At 29.0% G+C, this 21,566-nt stretch carries 18 protein-coding genes and 1 tRNA gene; 4 read left to right on the plus strand and 15 right to left on the minus strand.

Going from position 1 to position 21,566, the window contains the following annotated elements:
* Positions 1–21: 21 nt before the first annotated feature.
* Positions 22–1,161, minus strand: coding sequence for a helix-turn-helix domain-containing protein (locus ACKTTQ_RS05030; RefSeq protein ID WP_093869446.1), 1,140 nt, complete (start codon positions 1,159–1,161; stop codon positions 22–24).
* Between the two features lie 72 nt (positions 1,162–1,233).
* Between ACKTTQ_RS05030 and ACKTTQ_RS05035 the strand changes: the two genes are divergently transcribed.
* Positions 1,234–2,970 (plus strand): M28 family peptidase, encoded by a 1,737-nt coding sequence (locus tag ACKTTQ_RS05035; RefSeq protein ID WP_408048568.1) that lies wholly within the window; start codon positions 1,234–1,236, stop codon positions 2,968–2,970.
* On the opposite strand, the gene ACKTTQ_RS05040 is transcribed toward ACKTTQ_RS05035, so the two are convergent.
* The 6 genes from ACKTTQ_RS05040 to ACKTTQ_RS05065 all read right to left on the minus strand — a co-directional run bounded on the left by ACKTTQ_RS05040 (position 2,957) and on the right by ACKTTQ_RS05065 (position 8,603).
* Positions 2,957–4,318 (minus strand): alanine/glycine:cation symporter family protein, encoded by a 1,362-nt coding sequence (locus tag ACKTTQ_RS05040; RefSeq protein ID WP_143032758.1) that lies wholly within the window; start codon positions 4,316–4,318, stop codon positions 2,957–2,959. The genes ACKTTQ_RS05035 and ACKTTQ_RS05040 overlap by 14 nt on opposite strands.
* 92 nt (positions 4,319–4,410) lie before the next feature.
* A complete protein-coding gene (locus ACKTTQ_RS05045) occupies positions 4,411–5,700 on the minus strand; it encodes an aminopeptidase P family protein (protein WP_093869445.1) in 1,290 nt (429 codons plus the stop codon).
* A gap of 78 nt (positions 5,701–5,778) precedes the next feature.
* Positions 5,779–6,363, minus strand: a complete 585-nt coding sequence (locus ACKTTQ_RS05050; RefSeq protein WP_299132571.1) for a Crp/Fnr family transcriptional regulator — start codon at positions 6,361–6,363, stop codon at positions 5,779–5,781.
* 80 nt (positions 6,364–6,443) lie between these two features.
* Entirely contained in the window at positions 6,444–6,695 is a 252-nt protein-coding gene (locus tag ACKTTQ_RS05055) for a hypothetical protein (protein WP_093869443.1), read from the minus strand.
* Between the two features lie 73 nt (positions 6,696–6,768).
* Positions 6,769–7,734, minus strand: coding sequence for a succinylglutamate desuccinylase/aspartoacylase family protein (locus ACKTTQ_RS05060; RefSeq protein WP_408048569.1), 966 nt, complete (start codon positions 7,732–7,734; stop codon positions 6,769–6,771).
* A complete protein-coding gene (locus ACKTTQ_RS05065) occupies positions 7,701–8,603 on the minus strand; it encodes an ATP-grasp domain-containing protein (protein WP_093869441.1) in 903 nt (300 codons plus the stop codon). Before ACKTTQ_RS05065 ends, ACKTTQ_RS05060 begins: the two co-directional genes overlap by 34 nt.
* Positions 8,604–8,880: 277 nt before the next feature.
* Between ACKTTQ_RS05065 and ACKTTQ_RS05070 the strand changes: the two genes are divergently transcribed.
* On the plus strand, positions 8,881–11,706 hold the full coding sequence (locus tag ACKTTQ_RS05070) for a WD40/YVTN/BNR-like repeat-containing protein (RefSeq protein WP_408048570.1): 2,826 nt from the start codon (positions 8,881–8,883) through the stop codon (positions 11,704–11,706).
* 37 nt (positions 11,707–11,743) lie between these two features.
* Here the strand turns inward: ACKTTQ_RS05070 and ygiD are convergent, their stop codons facing one another.
* Complete coding sequence (gene ygiD / locus ACKTTQ_RS05075) at positions 11,744–12,562, minus strand: 4,5-DOPA-extradiol-dioxygenase (protein ID WP_093871958.1); 819 nt, start codon at positions 12,560–12,562, stop codon at positions 11,744–11,746.
* Positions 12,563–12,680: 118 nt separating this feature from the next.
* On the opposite strand from ygiD, the gene folB reads away from it, so the two are divergent.
* On the plus strand, positions 12,681–13,043 hold the full coding sequence (gene folB, locus ACKTTQ_RS05080; RefSeq protein WP_093869439.1) for a dihydroneopterin aldolase: 363 nt from the start codon (positions 12,681–12,683) through the stop codon (positions 13,041–13,043).
* A gap of 53 nt (positions 13,044–13,096) precedes the next feature.
* Positions 13,097–13,167, plus strand: a tRNA-Cys gene (locus tag ACKTTQ_RS05085).
* A 163-nt stretch (positions 13,168–13,330) separates the two neighbouring features.
* Here the strand turns inward: ACKTTQ_RS05085 and ACKTTQ_RS05090 are convergent.
* From ACKTTQ_RS05090 to ACKTTQ_RS05120, 7 genes are all read right to left on the minus strand, one after another.
* Positions 13,331–14,215, minus strand: a complete 885-nt coding sequence (locus ACKTTQ_RS05090; protein WP_408048571.1) for an rRNA adenine N-6-methyltransferase family protein — start codon at positions 14,213–14,215, stop codon at positions 13,331–13,333.
* Between the two features lie 33 nt (positions 14,216–14,248).
* Positions 14,249–15,487 (minus strand): hypothetical protein, encoded by a 1,239-nt coding sequence (locus ACKTTQ_RS05095; RefSeq protein ID WP_408048572.1) that lies wholly within the window; start codon positions 15,485–15,487, stop codon positions 14,249–14,251.
* Positions 15,459–17,939, minus strand: a complete 2,481-nt coding sequence (locus ACKTTQ_RS05100) for a DUF2339 domain-containing protein (RefSeq protein ID WP_408048573.1) — start codon at positions 17,937–17,939, stop codon at positions 15,459–15,461. Before ACKTTQ_RS05100 ends, ACKTTQ_RS05095 begins: the two co-directional genes overlap by 29 nt.
* A 97-nt stretch (positions 17,940–18,036) precedes the next feature.
* The gene (locus ACKTTQ_RS05105) at positions 18,037–18,726 is read right to left on the minus strand and encodes an ArsR/SmtB family transcription factor (protein WP_093869435.1); all 690 of its coding nucleotides are present in this window, start codon (positions 18,724–18,726) and stop codon (positions 18,037–18,039) included.
* 6 nt (positions 18,727–18,732) lie between these two features.
* Positions 18,733–19,203, minus strand: coding sequence for a DinB family protein (locus ACKTTQ_RS05110; RefSeq protein ID WP_093869434.1), 471 nt, complete (start codon positions 19,201–19,203; stop codon positions 18,733–18,735).
* A gap of 137 nt (positions 19,204–19,340) precedes the next feature.
* Positions 19,341–20,891: an Rne/Rng family ribonuclease gene (locus ACKTTQ_RS05115; RefSeq protein ID WP_093869433.1), complete on the minus strand. Its 1,551-nt coding sequence runs from the start codon at positions 20,889–20,891 to the stop codon at positions 19,341–19,343.
* A 306-nt stretch (positions 20,892–21,197) separates the two neighbouring features.
* Entirely contained in the window at positions 21,198–21,488 is a 291-nt protein-coding gene (locus tag ACKTTQ_RS05120) for an HU family DNA-binding protein (protein WP_093869432.1), read from the minus strand.
* Between the last annotated feature and the right edge of the window lie 78 nt (positions 21,489–21,566).

Genomic DNA, 21,566 nt, shown 5'->3' on the forward strand with positions numbered 1-21,566 from the left:
TTCCTCACCAAATTACGAATCTTATTCTTTTTTAAAGTGCTTTTTATATTGAGTGGGTGTCATATTAGTATACTTTTTAAAAGCATTGTAAAAAGTAGTTTTATTGTTAAAACCTATATCTATAGCAATGGAAAAAATAGTATCAGGATTTTCTATCAATAATTTCTTTTTGGCTTCCTCTATTCTAAAAGAATTTATATAGTCAGGGAAACTATTTTGTGTATTCTCATTAATAGCCTGAGAGATGTATGGAATTGGTCTTGATAGTTTTTTAGAAACTTTATCCATCTTTAATTCAGAATCCAAATACAATTTCTCATTTCGAACTAACAAATCTATTTCTTTAAAAAGAGCTTGTGAATCAGTTAAAGTAGATCCTTGATATTTTTCTTTATCAACTTTATATAAAGAAGACAAATCTTCATACTTACCAGAATAAGCAAACACTGGAAAATACATCATCGATACACTTAAGAAAATAAAAAATATTGATTGCAGTACTTTTTCTCCAATTAAAATATAATGCAAATTCTCTCTGTTAAAAGATAAAAGTATCGTATCTAAAAATACAATTGAGTACAGAATAATTGAAAAAATTAGTATAATCTTTCCCCATTTATAATACAATACTTTACTAGATTTTAAATCGACAATTAAAGGTGCTTTTTTTAAAGTTCTATAGGCTATAATAGTTAAGGTTAAATTGTAAGCAGCCATTATAAATTCATCTGTATTTGCAAGTATTACAGGGAGTTTAAAACTGGATTCAGTTTGTTTTTCAGAACCTAAAACATTGAATCCCCTAAAGAATTCTTCTAACAAAGAATAGATGATAATTAATCTTAGTATAGTAATTCCAATAGTAATAACTATTATCTTTTTAATATGGTTAATTTGACCAGTAATTGCCGAGATAAATAGGAATAAAAAAAAACCTATTAAATGCGAGAAAACAACAGCCATAAATGTAAATACACTATAACGAATAGTGGCATATTCAGTGATAATATAATCAGAGATAGCAGAAAAAGTGAAAAAACTGATAACTCCAATGATGGCTAGTTTAGCGTATAAGTTTTCACCTAAATTATGTTTATTAAAAACAATAAATACAATTAAAGCTATTCCAATTATAATGTTGATAGATGATAGATGATCCATAGTTTATTTATCACTTTATGTGAGTAAATATAAAGAAAGAATGATATATTTATTGTTTTTAAAAAAATGGTTATGTTTAAAAATTTACTTTTAAGTACACTTTTTCTATTCGTTTTTATAAGTTGTAAGAAAGAAAAAGAAGTGCAACTTTTAAATTCTTCAAATTATTTTGATGTTCTAAATAAAGAGTTTACGGGTGATTTAGCCTTCGAAACTACTTCTTTTGTTGAAAAATATTGGAGAGTTGTTGGTAATACGGGGTTTAATAAAAGCGTATATAGAATAGCAGAACAATTAGAAAAAGCAGGGTTTGTAAATGAAGATAAAGCTACGAAAAAAGATATTTTAACCTATAGAATTGAAAAGAGACCTTTAAAAAAACCAACTTGGGAATCTGTAAATGCAATAGTTGAAATTGAAGGTGAAAACATTCCGCTTCTACAACATAGTACTAATAGAAATATGATTGCGTTAAATTCCTATAGTACTCCAAAAGAAGGTGTAGTTGCTGAAGTTATTTATGTAAAAAATTTGAATACAATCAAAACTTTTGATGTAAAAGGAAAAATTATTTTTGTAGAAACCAGTCCTTCCAGGGTTTTTAATGAGGCTATTGTAAAAGGAGGAGCTGTTGGTGTAATTTCGTATAGTAACCCTAAATATTTACAACCAGAAAAAAATACAACTTCTATTCAGTTTAGATCGATTCCGTTAAATGAAAAAATACAGTCATGGGGAATTGCTATGTCTTATGAAGCTAAAGAAAGATTAAAAGCTAAATTATTAAAAGGAAAAGTTTCTTTAAAAGTAACCATAGCAACTAATATTTATCCATCAGAAGAATTAACGATAATAGCAGATATCAAAGGAAGTGTTATTTCTAAAGAACGTTTAGTTTTTAGTGCACACATTCAAGAACCTGGAGCAAATGATAATGCCACAGGTGTTGGAGTTGCTTTGGAAATGGCTACGCTTACAGCAAAATTAATAGAAGAAAAAAGATTTGAACCCAATAGAACATTAACTTTTTTATGGGGTGATGAAATAGTTTCAACCAATAGGTATGTTAAAGAAGATAGTGTTAGAGCTAAAGATATTAAATGGGGAATTTCATTAGACATGGTTGGTGAAGACACTAAAAAAACTGGAGGTACTTTTCTGATTGAAAAAATGCCTGACCCAAGTGCAATTTGGACAAGAGGTAATGATAAACATACAGAATGGGGTGGTTTTAAAATGAAACTTGATCAAATGAAACCTCATTATTTAAATGATTTTTTAATTGATAAATTTAAAGAGCAAGGTAAACGAGCTAATTGGACTGTTAATACAAATCCCTTTGAAGGAGGAAGTGATCATGTTCCTTTTTTAAAAGCAAACATACCTAGTGTACTATTTTGGCACTTTACTGATCAGTTTTATCATACAGATAATGATAGAATAGATAAAGTATCAAAAACGACCTTGAAAAATGTTGGAGTTACTTCGTTAGTTTCAGCGTATACCTTATTGAATGCTAATAATACTACAGCAAAATCCATTTTAAAAACTATTGAAAACAAGGCTGTTTCTAGACTTCAACAAGAACAAAAACTTAGCGAAATATCACTTAAAAAAGGAGATTCATTAAATACTGAAATAGCTATTATTTCTGCATGGAATGATTGGTATTTCAAAACAGCAAATACTACTTTAGATATAGCAAAAGACTCTACAGAGCTAACTAAAAAAATTGAAGAAACTCAAAAACGAATTAATTTAATATCTGCTGAAATTATTGAAAAACTAAAGCTAACTAAAATGAATTAGTTTTTAATTTTTGAAAATAAATAGTTGCTGCCTTTTTTACTTTAGGAGCCAATATTAATGTTGATATTATGGTAGGTATTGCCATTAAAGCATAAGCACTGTCCATTAAATTAATTACGAAATCTAGCTTAATAACTGATGCTATTATTATAACTAGTATGTAAATATAATTATAGTATTTTCCAATCTTAGCGTTGGTCAAGTAGCTCAAACAACTGTATCCATAAAATGAATAGGTAAATAAGGTTGAAAACGCAAAAATTAATACACAAACTGTTAAAATAATACTTCCTGAATTAAAAGGTAATACAGCATTAAAAGCGGCTAAGGTCATAGTAATTCCATCTCCTTCAAAACCTTTCCAAATTCCTGAAGCTAATATGGCTAAAGCTGTTAATGTACATACTAATAAGGTGTCAATTGCTGGGCCCAACATTGCTACTAAACCTTCTCTAATAGGTTCGTTTGTTTTAGCAGTTCCGTGCATCATAGGCGCAGTACCTAAACCAGCTTCATTTGAAAAAGCTGCTCTTTTTACTCCTGTAATTATTAATGCACCTAAAGCACCACCTAAAACGGATTTTCCTGTGAATGCATCAGTAAATATTAATGAAAATATAGAAGGAACTTCTTCTATTTTTAACACTAAAATTGTAAGTACTGTTAATAAATATACTACTACCATAATAGGTACTAATTTTCCAGCAACACTTCCAATACGTTTAATTCCTCCAAAAATAACAGTAGCAACAATAATTGCTATTGAAATTCCTAAAATTAACTTAGCAGTAAATTCATTGGCTTTGTTTACTTCAAAAACGTCAACTAATGTTTGTGTAAGTTGATTTGCTTGAAATGCAGGAAGTGTACCTATAAGCCCTGCTAATGCAAAAAATATAGAAAGTCCTTTCCAGTTTTTACCAAGCCCTTCTGTAATTACATACATAGGCCCACCTTTTGTATTTCCTTCTTCATCTTTACCCCTGTACATTATAGCTAAACTACAAGTAAAAAATTTAGTAGCCATTCCTACAAAAGCACTTACCCACATCCAAAAAATTGCTCCAGGACCACCCATGGCAATAGCAATGGCTACACCACTTATATTTCCCATTCCTACGGTAGCTGCAATAGCAGATGATAAAGCTTCATAGTGTGATAAGTCTCCAGGAGAGTCATGTTTGTCGTATTTACCTCTTAAGATGGCAATAGCATGTCCCATATACCTAAAAGGAATAAGACGAGAATATGTAAATAAAATAAGTCCTCCACCAACTAAAAATAAAAGTTGGACTATACCAAGTCCAGTTGATATATTAGAAAAAAAAGCGTCAATAGATAAATACATTACTAAATGTTTTAAAACGGGAAATTAGTGATAAGTAATTATATAAAAAGAATGATAGTCATTTGTTTACAACTATCATTCTTTTGTGTTTTTTAATTCATTAATCCTTCAATCTCATCAGCTTCGATAGGAATGTTTCTCATCAAATTAAATGGATTTCCATTTTCTTGCACTACTACATCATCTTCTAAACGAATTCCAAAGCCTTCTTTTGGTAAATATATTCCAGGCTCTACAGTAAATACCATGTTTGCTTTCATTGGTTCATGTAATAATCCATAATCATGAGTATCTAATCCCATATGATGTGATGTTCCATGCATAAAGTATTTTTTATATGCAGGCCAATTAGGATCTTCATTTTGTACATCAGCTTTATCTAATAACCCTAAACCTAAAAGTTCTGAAGTCATAATTTTTCCAACTTCAATATGGTAATCAGCCCAAATAGTTCCAGGAACTAACATTTTTGTAGCTTCATTTTTTACTTTATTCACAGCGTTATATACTTCTTTTTGCCTATCTGAAAAGCGTCCAGAAACAGGAATAGTTCTGGTCATATCTGATGAATAATTTGCATATTCAGCACCTACGTCCATTAAAATTAAATCTCCTGCTTTACACTGTTGATTGTTCTCTATGTAATGTAGAACATTGGCGTTATTTCCTGAAGCTATAATTGGTGTATAAGCAAACTTTTTTGAACGGTTCCTAACAAACTCATGAATGTATTCTGCTTCAATTTCATATTCCCAAACACCAGGTTTTACAAACCCTAATACACGCCTAAATCCTTTTTCTGTAATATCACAAGCTGATTGTATTAAGTTTAGCTCAATACTATCTTTTACAGAACGTAGACGTTGTAAAATAGGATTGCTTTTAGCTACTGAATGTGCAGGGTATTTTTCACGTAACCATTTTGTAAATCTATCTTCTCTAGTTTCAGTTTCAACGTTTGCTCTATAATGTTCATTAGTATTAATGTATATAGTTTCAGCATAACTCATTAATTCAAACATTATTTTTTCTAGGTCTTGTAGCCAAAAAACTGTTTTTATACCACTAGATGTATACGCTTTTTCTTTAGTTAATTTTTCACCTTCCCAAACAGCAATATGTTCATTCGTTTCACGTAAAAATAAAATTTCTCTAAATTGTGGTTTTGGACATTCAGGAAATAGTACTAGTATGCTTTCTTCTTGGTCAACACCACTTAAATAAAAAATATCTCTATGTTGTTCAAAAGGTAAAGTACTATCAGCACTTACAGGATATATATCGTTTGAATTAAAAACAGCAATACTATTTGGCTTCATTTGTGCCATAAAGTTTTTTCTGTTATTAATAAATAAACTGCTATTTATTGGATCATATTTCATGAGTTATATTCTTTTTTAGAAGTTATGTAGTAATCAAAACTACATAAAAAGACCTTTATAGTTTATAGCCAAATGGCACTATTTTATGTTTTTTCGAATTCTGCTCATATTTCTAGTTGAAATCCCTAAAAAGGAAGCTAAATAACGAAGAGGAACCTTTTGTAATAAATCAGGTTCATTAATTAGAAGCTTCTGGTAACGTTCTTCTGGACTAAGTGTTAGTAAATCGATACGGTAATCATCGATTAAAAAAATTTGATTCTCTATTAAGTTAAAATAGAATTGGGAGAAAGCTTTATTGTTTTTTAAAAGGTATTTAAAGTCATTAATTTCAATAACCCACAATACACACTTACTTAAAGCCTTTATGTTTTTTCTGGAAGGTATTTCTTGTAAAAAACTTTTTAAAGAAGTTGTACAAGTGTTTTTTAAAGCAAAGTACGTGGTTTTTTCTTCCTCGTTTACTAGTATTGAATGTTGTAAGACACCGCTTTCTACAAAGCAAAAACTAGTAGGTATCTTACCAGTTTTAACAAAAAAATCATTCTTTGAAAGTTCTTTTTTAGAAAAATAAGATATAATTTCAGGTATGAGAGCTTCTAACAACTTGCTTTTTATTGTAGTTTTTAAGTAGCTGGAAAAAGTTAGTTGACTTTTTATCATTTTTAGCTTTTTATGACAAACTAATGTAAAAAAAAAGATGCTTTAAATAGCATCTTTTTACCCTTCATTCTACTTTTTCTTTACTTACCCATAACACTTTTAATAAGTCCAATGATTACCATTAGAACTCCTCCACCAACTCCACCGCCAGCAATGCTTCCTAATATTCCTCCTAAGTCAATTCCTAATGTTCCTAATAATTGACTTCCTAATGCGCCTCCTAGAATTCCAACAACAGAATTCCATAAAGTACCCATAGAGAATTTTTTTAGTAAAGCACCAGCTAGGTTTCCACCTAGGGCACCTGTGAGTAGGCTAATAATTAATTCCATAATTGATTTTTGTTAGTTAAATGGATTATAAATTAACTAAAAAAAAACGAATAAAACAAATAAAATCAACACTTTAAAGCTCTCCTACATGAAATAATGCATCTCCCATGTTAATTACGGGGAAATTATTTTTGGCAATTATGTATCCATTAATTGGTGATTTTACTGTAAAATTTGTTTCACCATAAGTATCCATAATATGTCCTAATGTTTCTCCTTTTTTTATAAAAGCGCCATTAGCCACTTTGGCTGTAAATAACCCAGCCACTTTGGCTCTAATCCATTTTCTTTTTTTAAGAAATATACTTTGTTTGGTTTTTGAAATCTCAACATTTTCATTAATCATTTGAAAGTGTTTTAAAATACGTAACGTTCCGTTAATTCCTTGTTGAATAGCATCTTCACATAAACGTAATGATTCTCCTCCTTCGTATACAATTACAGGAATGTTATTTTTATAACATTCATTTCTGAAGGATTTCGGGATTAGCTTAGAACCAAACATTAGTGGCGCATTAAATATTTTAGATAATTCTAAAGCTCTTTCATCTTGCGGTGTAAAACGAATTTGAGGAAAATTACTTCTTTGAGCTCCTCCAGTATGATAATCAATAGCAAAATCTACATTTTTAATAAGCTCTTTCATTAAATAACGTGCCATTCTACTAGCTAAAGATCCTGTATTAGATCCAGGAAAGCTTCGGTTTACATCTTTGCCATGCATGTCGCGAGATAGGTTTAAAAAGCCAAAAACATTTAATAAAGGAACTACAATTACGCAACCTCTATGAATTTTGTATCTTTTATCAATTAGCATTCTTCTAACTAATTCAATACTATTAGTTTCATCGCCATGTAACCCTCCTTGAAGTAAAACTGTTGGCCCAACTTTTTCACCATTAAAAATATATACAGGAATCTCTATATAGGTACCTGTTGGTAGTCTGTCAACAGAAATTTTTATGAGTTTAGATTCTCCTAAACCTATTTTTTCACCACGAATTATTATTTCTTCGTTTTTGAATTCTTCGTTGAACATTTTTTCTCTAAATATTTAATAATTTCTTCAGCTACATTTACCTTAGTAAAAGCTTCTATTCCTTGTAAACCTGGGGTTGAATTAACTTCTATTAGTAAAGCTCCTCTTTTTGATCTTATTAAGTCTACTCCCGCTACTGGAAGCCCTAAATAATGAGCAGCTCTTATTGCCATTTCTTTTTCTTTTGAAGTTAAATCGACTTTAGAGCCACTTCCACCTCTATGAATATTTGAACGAAAATCATCTTCCAATCCTTTTCGTTTCATTGACGAGGTTACTTTATCACCTATTACAAAAGCTCTAACATCTTCACTATTACTTTCTTTAATAAACTCTTGTAATAAAAAACTAGTGTTCATACTATAGAGTGTATCGATAATAGATTTTGCTGATTTTTCAGTTTCGGCTAAGATAACTCCCATGCCATGAGTACCTTCTTGTAACTTTATGATAACTGGAGCTCCTCCAAGTAATTGAATTTGTTCACTAATATTTTCAGTATTTGCAGAAAAAACAGTGTCCGGAATTGGAATGTTTTTTCTATTCATTATTTGTAAGGTACGTAGCTTATTTTGAGCTCTTAAAATTCCTAATGAACGAGCGGTACTAAAAACTCCATTCATTTCAAACTCTTTTACTACAGCAGCTCCATGACTTGTAACTGATGCTCCAATTCTAGGAATAATTACATCTGGTTCATCAATAATATCTTCACCTTCATAAATAATTTGTCGTTTTCCCCCACTTAATTTAATAGAACATTGAGTGTGATTTATAATACTAACATCATGCCCACGGCTAATGGCTTCATCATAAATTCGCTTAGTAGAATAAATCTGTTCACTAACCGAGAGAATAAAAATGTTCATAGATTTTAATAAGTAAAAGATTAAGTTAAAAATTCTATATTACTAGGTATTCAACAGGGTTGTAATAGATATTAAAAGTAATGATTATCCTTTATAGGTATCTACTAACAATTAAATTTCATACGTACAATCCTTAAATGAGGACATTACAAAGCTAACAATTTTTTTGTTGTAGAAATGTGTCAAGAAGTTGAAGGGAATCATAATTTCTGTTAATTTTTTTGAATTCGATACTAGTTATAGTAATTTCATAACCTGAAAAACCAAACTATAACTAATGAAAACGCTTTTAAAAACAATTTTAGCGTTGTTTTCTCTTACACTTTTAGGTCAACAACAAGTCTCAACCTCTGCCAAAACAATACAGCAAGCTCTACTTAAAAAAGAAGAGTTAAGTAAAGCTTCTATTGTAAAAAACATCCCTTTCGAGAATATTGGTCCTACTGTAATGAGTGGACGTGTTGTTGATATTGATGTAAATCCTGATAATACGACTGAATTTTATGTGGGCTACGCTTCTGGAGGTGTATGGTATACCAATAATAATGGAACTACTTTTACTCCAGTTTTAGATAATTCGCCAACCCAAAATGTAGGAGATATTGCTGTAGATTGGAAAAAAGGTACTATTTGGGTAGGTACTGGTGAAAACAACTCATCGCGTTCGTCGTATGCTGGAATAGGTATTTTAAAATCAACAGATAAAGGAAAAACATGGATAAATGTAGGTTTACATGATAGTCATCATATTGGTAGAATATTAATTAATCCTAATAATTCTGACGAAGTTATTATTGGTGTAATTGGTCATTTATATTCATCTAATAACGAACGAGGAATATTTAAAACTACAGATGGAGGAAAAACATGGAATAAAACATTGTTTGTTGACGAAAATACTGGTGTTATTGATGTTCAACAGAGTCCAAATAACTTTAATGTTTTATATGCTGCTTCATGGGAAAGAGAACGTAAGGCATGGAATTTTGATGGTGATGGAAAAAATTCTGCTATATACAAGAGTATGGATGCAGGGAGTACTTGGGTTAAAATTTCGAAAGACAATGGTTTTCCTGAAGGAAATGGAGTAGGAAGAATTGGTTTAGCAGTTTTTGATGAAAATACGGTGTATGCTTTTCATGACAACCAATTTAGAAGAGAAAAAGGAAAGAAGAAAAAAGGAAAGTCAAATGCTTTAACAAAAGACGATTTTAAAACTATGTCAAAAGCAGAATTTTTAAAATTAAAAGATAAAAAGTTGAATTCATATTTAAAAATGAATGGATTCCAAGAGAAATATAGAGCTGAAAATGTAAAACAAATGGTAAGGTCTGGATCCGTAAAGCCAATTGATTTAGCTAAATATTTAGAAAATGCAAACTCTTTATTATTTGATACACCAGTAATTGGAGCTGAGGTTTTTAAAACCGATAATGGAGGAAAGTCTTGGAAGAAAACACATGAAGGATATTTAGATGATTTATATTATTCGTATGGATATTATTTTGGAGAAGTAAGAGTAGATCCTCAAGATAAGAATGCTATTTATGTTTTAGGAGTTCCTATTTTAAAATCTAAAGATGGAGGAAAAACATTTAAATCTATCAGTAAAGAAAATGTTCATGCTGATCATCAAGCTTTATGGGTGAACTCTAAAAAACAAGGTCATTTAATTGAAGGGAATGATGGAGGTTTAAATATTTCATATGATGATGGTGAAAATTGGATAAAACTTAATACACCACCTGTAGGGCAATTCTACTCTGTATATGCAGATAATCAAAAAAACTATAAAATTTATGGAGGTTTGCAAGATAATGGAGTTTGGGTAGCCAATAATAATGCGAAGGTTAATAAAAGGTGGAAGCAAACCGGTAAAAACCCATATGAGAGTTTAATGGGAGGTGATGGAATGCAAGTAGCAGTTGATGATAGAAACCCAAATATTGTTTATACAGGATATCAATTTGGTAATTATTATCGAATAAATAGAGAGTCAGGAAGGCAAACGTATATACAACCAAAACATACGTTGGGGGAAAATCCTTATAGATTTAATTGGCAAACTCCAATTCAGTTGTCAAAACATAATCAAGATATTTTATACTTAGGAGGTAATAAATTGCATCGCTCTTTAAACAAAGGAAGTAATTGGGAAACTATTTCAGGTGATTTAACTCAAGGTGGTAAAAAAGGAAATGTAGCTTATGGAACATTAACAAGTATTTCTGAAAGTCCGTTTCAGTTTGGGGTAATTTATGTTGGTTCTGATGATGGGTATATTCATATTACAAAAAATGGTGGAGGTACTTGGGAGAAGATTTCGAATACGTTGCCTCAAAACCTTTGGGTAAGTAGAGTAATTGCCTCAAAGCATAAAAAAGAACGTGTATATGCTACTTTAAATGGGTATCGTTTTGATGATTTTACTACATATATTTATCAATCGGATGATTATGGTAAAACATGGACGAGTATTGCTGGAAATATTCCAACATCTCCAGTAAATGTTATTAAAGAAGATCCTGAAAAAGAAAATATATTATATGTTGGAACGGATAATGGATTGTACGTTACTTTAAATAAAGGAATACAATGGCATTCGTTTACTAATATTCCAAATGTAGCAGTTCATGATTTAGTAATTCAACCGAAAGCAAAAGAATTAGTAGTTGGTACTCATGGAAGAAGTATATACAAAGCAAACATTACTTCGCTACAAAAGTTGAAAGCTGAAAATGAAGATGCTTTATTTAAAATAAGAAATATTAGAAAAAGTTCTTACTGGGGGAACTCATGGAGTAAATGGTTAAAACCAAATACCCCTAAATTAAAAATACCTTTTTATGTAAACTCAACTAAAAAAGTTACTATAAATATATTTAATGAAGATACTTTGATTAATGAAATTGAAGTAGATGCTGAAAAAGGGTTTAACGAAGTTTCATTCGATGTTTCTTTTTCTAAGAAAGGAAAGAAGGCTTATTTAAAAAAGGAAGAAGATGCAGTTCTTAAAAAAGCAAAAAATGGTGTTTATTATTTACCAAAAGGAAAATATAAAGCTGTAATGAATAGTTCCAAACAAAAGTTTGAAATAAAATAATAGTAAAAAGACCTTTCTTTAATTAGAAAGGTTTTTTTTAACTTATTTTTAAAGAGGTCATACTTATTTTAGGAGTTTGTAAAGAGTCGTTAAATAACTCAATATTTTCTCCTTTTTCTTTTAAACCCAATGCATAAATTAATGGATAATAATGATCAGGAGTTGGAATTGCTAGTTGAACCTCTTTTCCTAATTTTTGATAATCTAGTAAAGGATTGAAATCTTCATTTAAAATTAAGTTGTTTAATTTTTCTCTAGCCACATTTCCCCAATCATGTTTAGAGGTGTTACTATCTAATCGTTTTAAGTTATGTACAATATTACCACTACCAATAATTAAAACTCCTTTAGAACGAAGTTTTGTTAGCTTTTTAGCTAATTCAAAATGATACAGGGCAGGCTTGTAATAATCAATGCTTAATTGTAGTACAGGAATATCTGCTTTTGGATATAAGTGTTTTAATACCGACCAAGCACCATGATCTAATCCCCAATCATAATCTAACTCTAGATTAGTGTTCGGTAAAAGTATTTTTTGTGTTTCTTTAGCTAAAGAGGAATTACCTTTTGAAGGGTATTTTACATCATATAAATCTTGAGGGAAACCACCAAAATCATGAATTGTTTTTGGATTTTCCATAGCAGTAATTTTTGTTCCTTTAGTTAACCAGTGAGCAGAAACGCAAATTATAGTAGTAGGCTTAGGTAATGTTTTTGCAACTTTTTTAAAACCTAAGGTGTATTTATTTTCTTCAATAGCATTCATAGGTGTCCCATGACCAAGAAAAAGCACTGGCATTTTAGGTGTGTTTGGTAGCACATCCATTATTTTTTCTAAATCTGTTATTGGCTTCATTGCCATTGACACCGATGATAATCCTGCTAATTGTAAAAACTTTTTTCTATTCAAAATTCTCTAATAAATTCAATTCTTTTGATAAAAATACAGCTATTTTTAATATACCTTTGTTCTTATGGGAATAATACGTGTAAACAACATTCGTTTGTATACAAACCACGGATGTTTAGATGAAGAAGCTAAAATTGGCTCGGAATATAAAGTTAATATAGAAGTAAAGGCTGATTTACAAAAATCGGCACAAACAGATGAGCTTACCGATACTGTTGATTATGTACATTTAAACAATATTGTAAAAGAAGAAATGGCAATACGATCGAAGCTATTAGAACATGTAGCAAAACGTATTTTAGATAGAGTTTTTCATGAAATACCAATGGTAGATGAAGCTGAGGTAAGTGTTGCTAAAATTAACCCTCCAATAGGCGGAAATGTTGAAGAAGTTGTTATTGTTTTAAAAGATGTTCGTAAAAGTTAAAAAACATTTGGATTAAACAATAAAAAATGTAAATTTGCAGTCCTAATTAATTAGGTGTCGTGGCCGAGTGGCTAGGCAGTGGTCTGCAACACCATCTACAGCGGTTCGAATCCGCTCGACACCTCAAAACCCTGTGAATCTTTTGATTTTCAGGGTTTTTAATTTTAGAAAAATATTAGTTTTTAGAAATTAAAACACAAATTGAGTAATTTTTATGACTATTTAGATAAAAAAGAGCCTGTAAAATATATTTACAGGCTCTTTTTTGTTTTTATAAATGTGGGTAATTACGATAAAAAACAGCTTATTTTATCAAGTGAAGAACCATAATCAAAACTAAAATCAATATGGATTAAATCGCCAGCTTTAACATCTAGTGTGTTAGTTGTTTTTAATACGGTTGGAGGCATTAAACTATCAGTACCTGTAAAATTAGCTCCTTCAGTAACTTCTACGTATGATTCTAAATACAAGGCATTCACTTTTCCTGTAAATAAAACAGGAACAGAAAAGCTAAGCTTTACACCTTGTTTTTTCTCTTTTAACAATTCAATTTCGTTTACTAAAAATTGTTGTGATAAAAACATTGGTTGATGCCTGGTAAACATTACAGGATAATGATGAATATCTTCATCGATTTCTGCTTCACATAAACGTGCAAAATTTACAATTCTGTTAGGAAACAACTTTCCTTTAGGTTTTAAGTAATTACGCATGTGCTGAAATATTTGTACTTGAAATTCATTAGCACAGTAAATACTCATCAATTCACCAATAACATGATCTACTTTTTCAGGTAGTTCAACAGTTAAGGCATCTGCAAAAATAACTTCTACTTTAGCTGCCCATGGATGTTTGGCAACTTCTTTTTTTATAAATGGAATTAAATCAGGATTGTTTTCTATTAAATAGGCTTTTTTTACATGAGGCATGTATAATTTTGTTAAAGGCATAGTTCCTACTCCTATTTCACAAACTACAGCATCTTTAAAATTATTATTTAATTCAAAAGCCTTTTTAAAAGCATTCACTCTTTGCTCATCAGTTTCCATTATTTTATAATATACCTCAGGAAAACCATAATGAGCTTCATTAAAAGTTTGAGCATCTAAAAGTCCGTATTTTAAACTTTCGTAATTATCAATAACTTTTTCAAATAATTCTTTATTCATTTTTTAATAATTCTTTTCTAGTAAAATTAAAATCTATTTTGTCTCCTGAGTATTTACATCTTTTAACAACCCTAAAGCAAAATAAACTACCAATATACCACCAATAACAATACAAATCCACATAAAAATAGTAGTTTGCCAAAAGCTTTTGGCTTTACTAGGTTTTGTTGTTTTTGTAATAATTGAAAAATCTGCTACAGCTATTTCTCTAATTACTTTAGTGTTTTCAGAAATAAAGTTTCCTAAATCGTATTTAGGTTTAGTTAGAGTGGTATCTATTATTAGAGTGTAAATTCCATCTTTTTTTAAATTAGAAATAAGGTACTTTGGCTTTTGTAATAATTGAATATGCTCGATGTCTAACGGTGGATTATCGTCATTTTCAATTTCAATAAAGAACTCTTTTTCATTTAAATTTGTAATAGTAAATGTGTTTTCGTTTTTGGCATTTAACTCAAAAGTAGAAAGTATTTTGGTATATATTTCTTCTCTTTTTTTTACTTTATGTATTCTTTGTACAAATACTTTTGCCTTTCTCAGAAAATATTCAGTGTTAATTTTAAAGGAAATAGTATTTATTTTATGAGATTCTTCTGCTGAAAATTTAATACGAGTTACTTTTTTTTCTTTTAGAAAAACTGTTTCTTTTTTATAGTTTTCTAGTTTAGTTGAAGAGGTTTTAAAAAACTTGTTTTTATAAACTCCTGCACCAATAACATTTATAGGTAATGAGTTTTTATCACTAAAAATAACTTTTAAAAACGTATAGTTATTTAAAGGAAATTGAATAGTTTTTTTTACCGATGTGTTATTTGATGAGTTTATATTTGATAAGGTTTTATTTGAAACTAAACCATACCATTTTTTAGAATCATTACTTCCTAAAACACTATATGTTTTAGTGATTTTAGTATTTACGATCTCTAATACTAATTCTTCAAAAGGGGTGTTAGTATTGTTTTCTATTTCAATGCTAGTAATAGAATCCTTAACAACCCTGTTCGTGGTGATTTTGATAGGATTAAAAACAGTAAAATTTTTATTTGATGGCGAAACAATAATATAAGGAACTTCATTATTATTGACATCTTTAATTCTTAAAGAAGAAAAATTATCAGTGCTTGCCGAGCGTACTTTTGTGTTGAGGTTTAATGTATGTAAACCATTATAGTTTGTTTTTTCTAACGTTCCTTTATAATTTTGACTAAAACTATTTATAGCTATTAAACAAGTTATAAAAAAACTATATTTTTTCATCTTCTGAATTTTCATCTACTACTAATTTTTTTATTTTTTGATACACAAAAGAGATAACTAATATTAAAATACCCAAAAGGATAAAAGCAATTATTTTTCCTGTTTCTGAAACGTTTTTAATGTCGTAAATAAACAGTTTTAAAATTGTTAGCCCCAATAATGATAATGCTATAATTCTCAAATTTTTCCATTGTTTTCTAATACCGATAATTAGAAAAATGAAAGAGAACACACCCCAAAGAATAGGGTACCCAATTTTTATAATTTGTGTAGCTGTATTGTTTATTTGTTTTTTTGCATAATTAAATTTTTCATACCAATTATTTTCACTGTCAGGAAATTGATTTGTTATTTCATCACTACTTAAACTATTAGATAGATATAAACCATGAACCATTATTTCATTACTTAATACATATACTATTGCAAAAGTAAATAACCACGGAAGCCATTTGTTCTGTTTAGTATTTATAGTAAATAAAGAAGTTGTTGTTGTTAGTAATTGATATCCAAAATAAATTAAACAAGCCAAAATAATATAATGAAAATAAAATGCATAATTAGAAGTTGTATTTTCAAGAAGGTTATTAATAATTTCGGTTTTTGGTAATTTGTAAAAGCTTACTATATATAAAATAATAGAAATAGTACTTACTATTAAAGCTCCTTTTGAAATGTTTTTCTTTTTAAATAAAGAAGCTATATAAAGGATAAGAGAAACAAATACAAAATGATACATCACTGGGAATGACAAGGCAGATGCTTGATTACTTATAAATTGATGCGATTGATAATTTATTTCTAAAAGACCAGTGAAATAGGTTATAATGACGGTTACTATTACTAGCACATTTTTATAAAACTTAATAGAGAAAGAAAAAAAACTTGTTATAACGTCTTTTTCTTTCTTTAATAACCTATATATTATGAATAAAGAAACGCTAACGATAAACCCAGCAATAAATAAAGGATTAAAGATTACAGTGAAATTTTCACTAGAGTAATACCTTTCCCAATCTATTAGTAAACTAATAATGGTTAAAACTTGTACAATGATAGCGCCAAATTTAAAAGAACTAATCTTTGATTTTTGGGATAACCAAAATAATAATACAGATTCCAATGCCCAAAATAAAGTAATTTGGTTTCCTTCGAATTGAATAGGTATCGTTAATGTTACAAATGTAAGAGCTAAACCTATTAATAAATATATCGCATTTTTATCTAATCCGAATTTTTTGAATAAAATGATAGCATATACCAAGTTGTAAATAGCTAACAATAAGGTGAAAATTCCTGTGAAATTTGAGTCGATATCTTTTAAAATAACCATCCCAATTCCGAAAAAAATGAACGTATTTGCAACAAATATAAAATACTCAATAGTTGAAAAAACACCTTTATTTTTAAGGTTGTTTAAAACTATGGTAATGCTAAATATAAAATAATAAAGAGTAGCAAAAAGTAAAGCTCCTTTATGTGAAAAAGAAGGATCATTTATTTTTGAACCTAACCATCCAGTATACAATAATATGGTGAAAATAAAAGCTAGAATGGTGGCTATTCTCCATTTTTTAAAATAGGAAACACCTAAAACACCTATGTTCAAAATAGCTATATAAGTGAATAACACAACATAGTTTCCTTCTCCAGTACTAACCATAAAAGGTGTTGCAAAACCACCTATTAATGATAAAACTGCTAGCTCTTGACGATCATATGAAACAGAAACAAGTGTGCTGAAAGCTGTTATAATTGCCATAATACTAAAAGCAATTGTTTGACTAAATAATTGATATTCGTGAAAGGCAATATAGATAGTAAAATAAAAAATACTAATAGCACCCGCTACTAAAACAGAACTAAAAGCGACATAGTTTTTCTTTAGTTTATGGGCTATTGCCATAACAAGTGAACCACATAAAATACCAATACCAACTCTAGCAGGTTCATTTATCCAATCTTTATCAATAGCATATTTTACAAAGAAGCTAATACCTAACACTAAAATTAGAATACCAATTTTATTAATTAAGTTTTCTCCAATAAACTTTTCTAAATCTGGATTTTTCTCTTTAAATGTTTCAAACCAAGGTTTTTTAGGTTCAGTTTTTGTTTTTTCTGAAACTACTTTTGATATTGATTCAATAACCTCCTTCTTTGTTGGTTTTAGTTTTAAAACTGAAGAAGATTTATCAGGAATTGTTTCAGTAACTGTAGTTTTTTTAGAAATGTCATCTATAGGTTTGTTAACTATAGGTTTTTCAATAATAGAATCTGGTTTTTTTATAACTGGATCCTTTTTGATACTATTAGTTTTTTGTTCTTGCGAAGTTGTTTTTTGTTGTAAGTACCTTATTCTCTTATTAAGGTTCACAATTGTATCTTCTAATTTTTCAAATTTTGTATTGATGTTTTTGTTAATAAAATACAAGCAAAGAAGTATAACTAATAAGCCTCCAATCATAAAACTTTTTTTTATTTTAAGTCAAATGTAGGGTTTTAATATTATAGTAATAGTATGATATTAGTTAAACAGTATGTTTATTAATAATTGAAGATTATTATAAATCAATATTTAAAAGCTCCTTAATTTCTTGTTTTCCATGAGTTGTTAAAATAAGTTTCCTAGTATTTTTATTTTTTCTAAACCAATCTTTCTCTAACATTTTTATTAATAAAGCATCTCCTAAAGCACCAGCTAAGTGATGTTTACGCTCACTCCAATCTAAACACTGATGTGCAAATGATCTTTTTGTATTTTTAGTAATTTCTATTTGGATACCAAGTTTTAAAAACCAGTTTTCTCCATAACTAGTTATTAGATATTTTTTTTCTGAAGGTTTAATTATGTTTTGTTCAAGTAAAGCATTGGTAATTTTAACACCTACTTCACCAGCTAAATGTTTGTAACAGGTTCTAGCATATGTAAATGCTGTTATTGCTGGTCTTTTTATTTTTTTATAATTAGTGTTTAGTGATAATAAACTAGCCATTGATTCTATAACTTGAGCAACTTCTGGTGTGCTAAACTTATAATAACGATGTCTGCCTTGTTTTTCTACAATTAAGATATTATTGAGAAGTAATTTTGATAAATGATTACTAGCAGATTGTAAAGATACATCTGCACAGTTGGCTAATTCAGTTGCTGTGTATGCTCTTCCATCTAATAAATTCCATAGCATTTTGGCTCTTGCTTTATCACCTAATAAAGCAGCAATTTCGCTAAAATCCTTCTCTAAATATTCCATAATTTATCAATCCCAAATTTGTGGACGTTTGACTCCTAAAGTTCTTAAATAGCTTAATAGTTGACCTGTATGAACAGCTTCATGATACACCATTCTATTTAAATAATCTCCTAATTTTTTATGTTGATTTACCTCTGTTCTATTTATTGTAATCTTTTCTAAATCTAACTCATTTAAATTTTCAATCATACTAAAAAAATCATTTCTGTAATTCTCTGCAAACCTTAATTCATGAGTTACATTGATATATTCTAAATTTTTCCAGGGAGAAATATAAGTGCCTAAATTACCTCTATTATTTATAACTGTGTGAAATAAATGTTCAGCTTCTAACACATGACGAACCATTTCTATACAAGTAAATGCTTTTTGATCTGGTTTCCAATTTAAATATTCTAATGGAATTCCATTCCACAAGTTAATACTGCGTCTTCTGGTTTCTTTAAAATTTAATAGAATAATTTTTTTTGAATTCATGGTTTTAAGTTTTTTACAAAAGTATTTTTAAAACCAAAAACATACTTCATTTCAGAATGAAATATGTGGTTTTTAAGTACAAAAAAAGCCCTTTCAAGTAATTGAAAGGGCTTTTTATTTCATAATAAGATTAAACCTTACTTAGCATTATTATTTTTAGTTTTTTTATAAAAAAACTTATAATGTAAGTATTGGTAGGCATCTCTAGGTAATATTTTAATCCACTTTTTGTATTTTAAAAACCATTTAAAACGAATAGAATTTAGACCTTTAGTTAAATAACCAGCAATAAAAGGATGTACATTTAAAGTAATGTCAGTATAGTTTTTTTCGCTGTTAATTAAACGCTCTAATTCTGCTTCAATTTTATCTAATAAAACTATTGGAGCTTCAACTTCTCCATTTTTATTAGGATTTGGTTCTCTTGTTTTTATGTGTAATTCAGGTCTTACACGTTGTCTTGTAATTTGTACTAATCCAAATTTACTTGGAGGTAATATTTTATGCTTTGTACGATCTAAAGCCATCGCTTCTTTTAAATGCTGAAATAGTTTTTGTCTGTTTTCAGCACTTTTCATATCAATAAAGTCAACAACAATTATACCACCCATATCCCTTAACTGTAATTGTCTAGCGATTTCAGTGGCAGCTATTAAATTGACTTCTAAAGCGGTTTCTTCTTGACTTAATGCTTTGTTTGAACGATTTCCACTATTTACATCAATAACATGTAAAGCTTCTGTATGTTCAATAACTAAATAAGCACCTTTGCTCATCGAAACTGTTTTTCCAAACGATGTTTTAATTTGTCTTTCAATACCGTATTTCTCAAAAATAGGCATCTGTGATTTGTGTAGTTTCACAATTTTTTCTTTTTCAGGATAAATTTCCTGTAGGTATTCTTTAATTTCAACCTTTAAGGCTTCATCGTTGGTTACTATGTTTGTAAAAGAATCATTCATTACATCTCTTAAAATAGAAGATGCTCTGTTTAACTCACTTAATATTTTAGTTGGAGTATTTGTGTTTGCAATGTGTTTGCAAGTTGTTTTCCAACGTTCAAGAGAGTTTTGTAAATCTTTATCTAGTTCTGCTACTTTTTTACCTTCAGCAACAGTACGTAAAATAAGTCCAAACCCTTTTGGCTTGATACTTTTTGCTAATCTTTTTAAACGTTCTTTTTCTTTGGTATCAGCTATTTTTTGTGAAACTGAAATTCTATTAGAAAAAGGAACTAATACTAAATATCTACCAGCAATAGATAACTCTGAACTAATTCGAGGACCTTTGGTAGAAATGGGTTCTTTTACAATTTGTACTAATAAATTTTGACCTGATTTTAGTACATCATTAATGCTTCCGTCTTTATTGATATCATCTTCAGAACGAAAGTTTTTTAAAGTGAATTCTTTATATTTACCTGTGCTTACCTTCTTAATGAATTTATTTAAAGATTGTACTTGTGGCCCTAAATCATGATAATGTAAAAAACCATCTTTAGGATATCCAACGTTTACAAAAGCGGCGTTTAAACCAGTCATTACTTTTCCAATTTTTGCTAGAAAAATATCTCCAACTGAAAATTTATTGTCGCTTGTTTCTTTATTTAATTCAATAAGTTTACCATCTCTTAGTAAGGCAAAATCAATATCAGAAGAATTTGAACGAATTATTAATTCTGTTTTCATCTGAATGTAGTTTTTGTGCCAACGTAATTTTATACGAAGACGGATTAAAATTTGTAAACAGGTATTTTTAATACCGTTTTAAGGTGTTTAAACCTTAATGTCAATGAACTTTTGTAAGCTATTTAGCAAACGAAGAAAAAGTAAGCGATAGCTTACTTTTTCTTATGACGATTTGCTCTTGCTCTTTTCTTTCTTTTGTGTGTAGAGATCTTAGCTCTCTTTCTTTTTTTACCACTTGGCATAATTAATAATGTTTTATAAAAACCAATGATACTTGGTTTTCGGTTAATACTTTTATTTACAAAATTACTTTACAGCTACTTTAGCTTTAACTCCTTCAGTAAAAACTTTTGAAGGTTTAAATGCAGGGATGTTATGAGCTGGTATTTTAATAGTTGTGTTCTTTGAAATGTTTCTACCAGTTTTTTCTGCTCTTTGCTTAATAATAAAGCTTCCAAAACCTCTTAAATAAACATTATCGCCATTCTCTAATGCTTCTTTTACCTCTTCCATGAATGCTTCAACAGTTGCTAATACATCTGCTTTTTCAATTCCACTCTTATCTGAAATTTTAGATACGATATCTGCTTTTGTCATTGTAAATATATTTTGATTTGTTTTCTTTAAAAATTGAGGATGCAAATATATGATAATTAATCTATTCCGAAAAAAATT

This window comes from Tenacibaculum halocynthiae, assembly GCF_964512825.1.
GTDB lineage: Bacteria > Bacteroidota > Bacteroidia > Flavobacteriales > Flavobacteriaceae > Polaribacter > Polaribacter halocynthiae.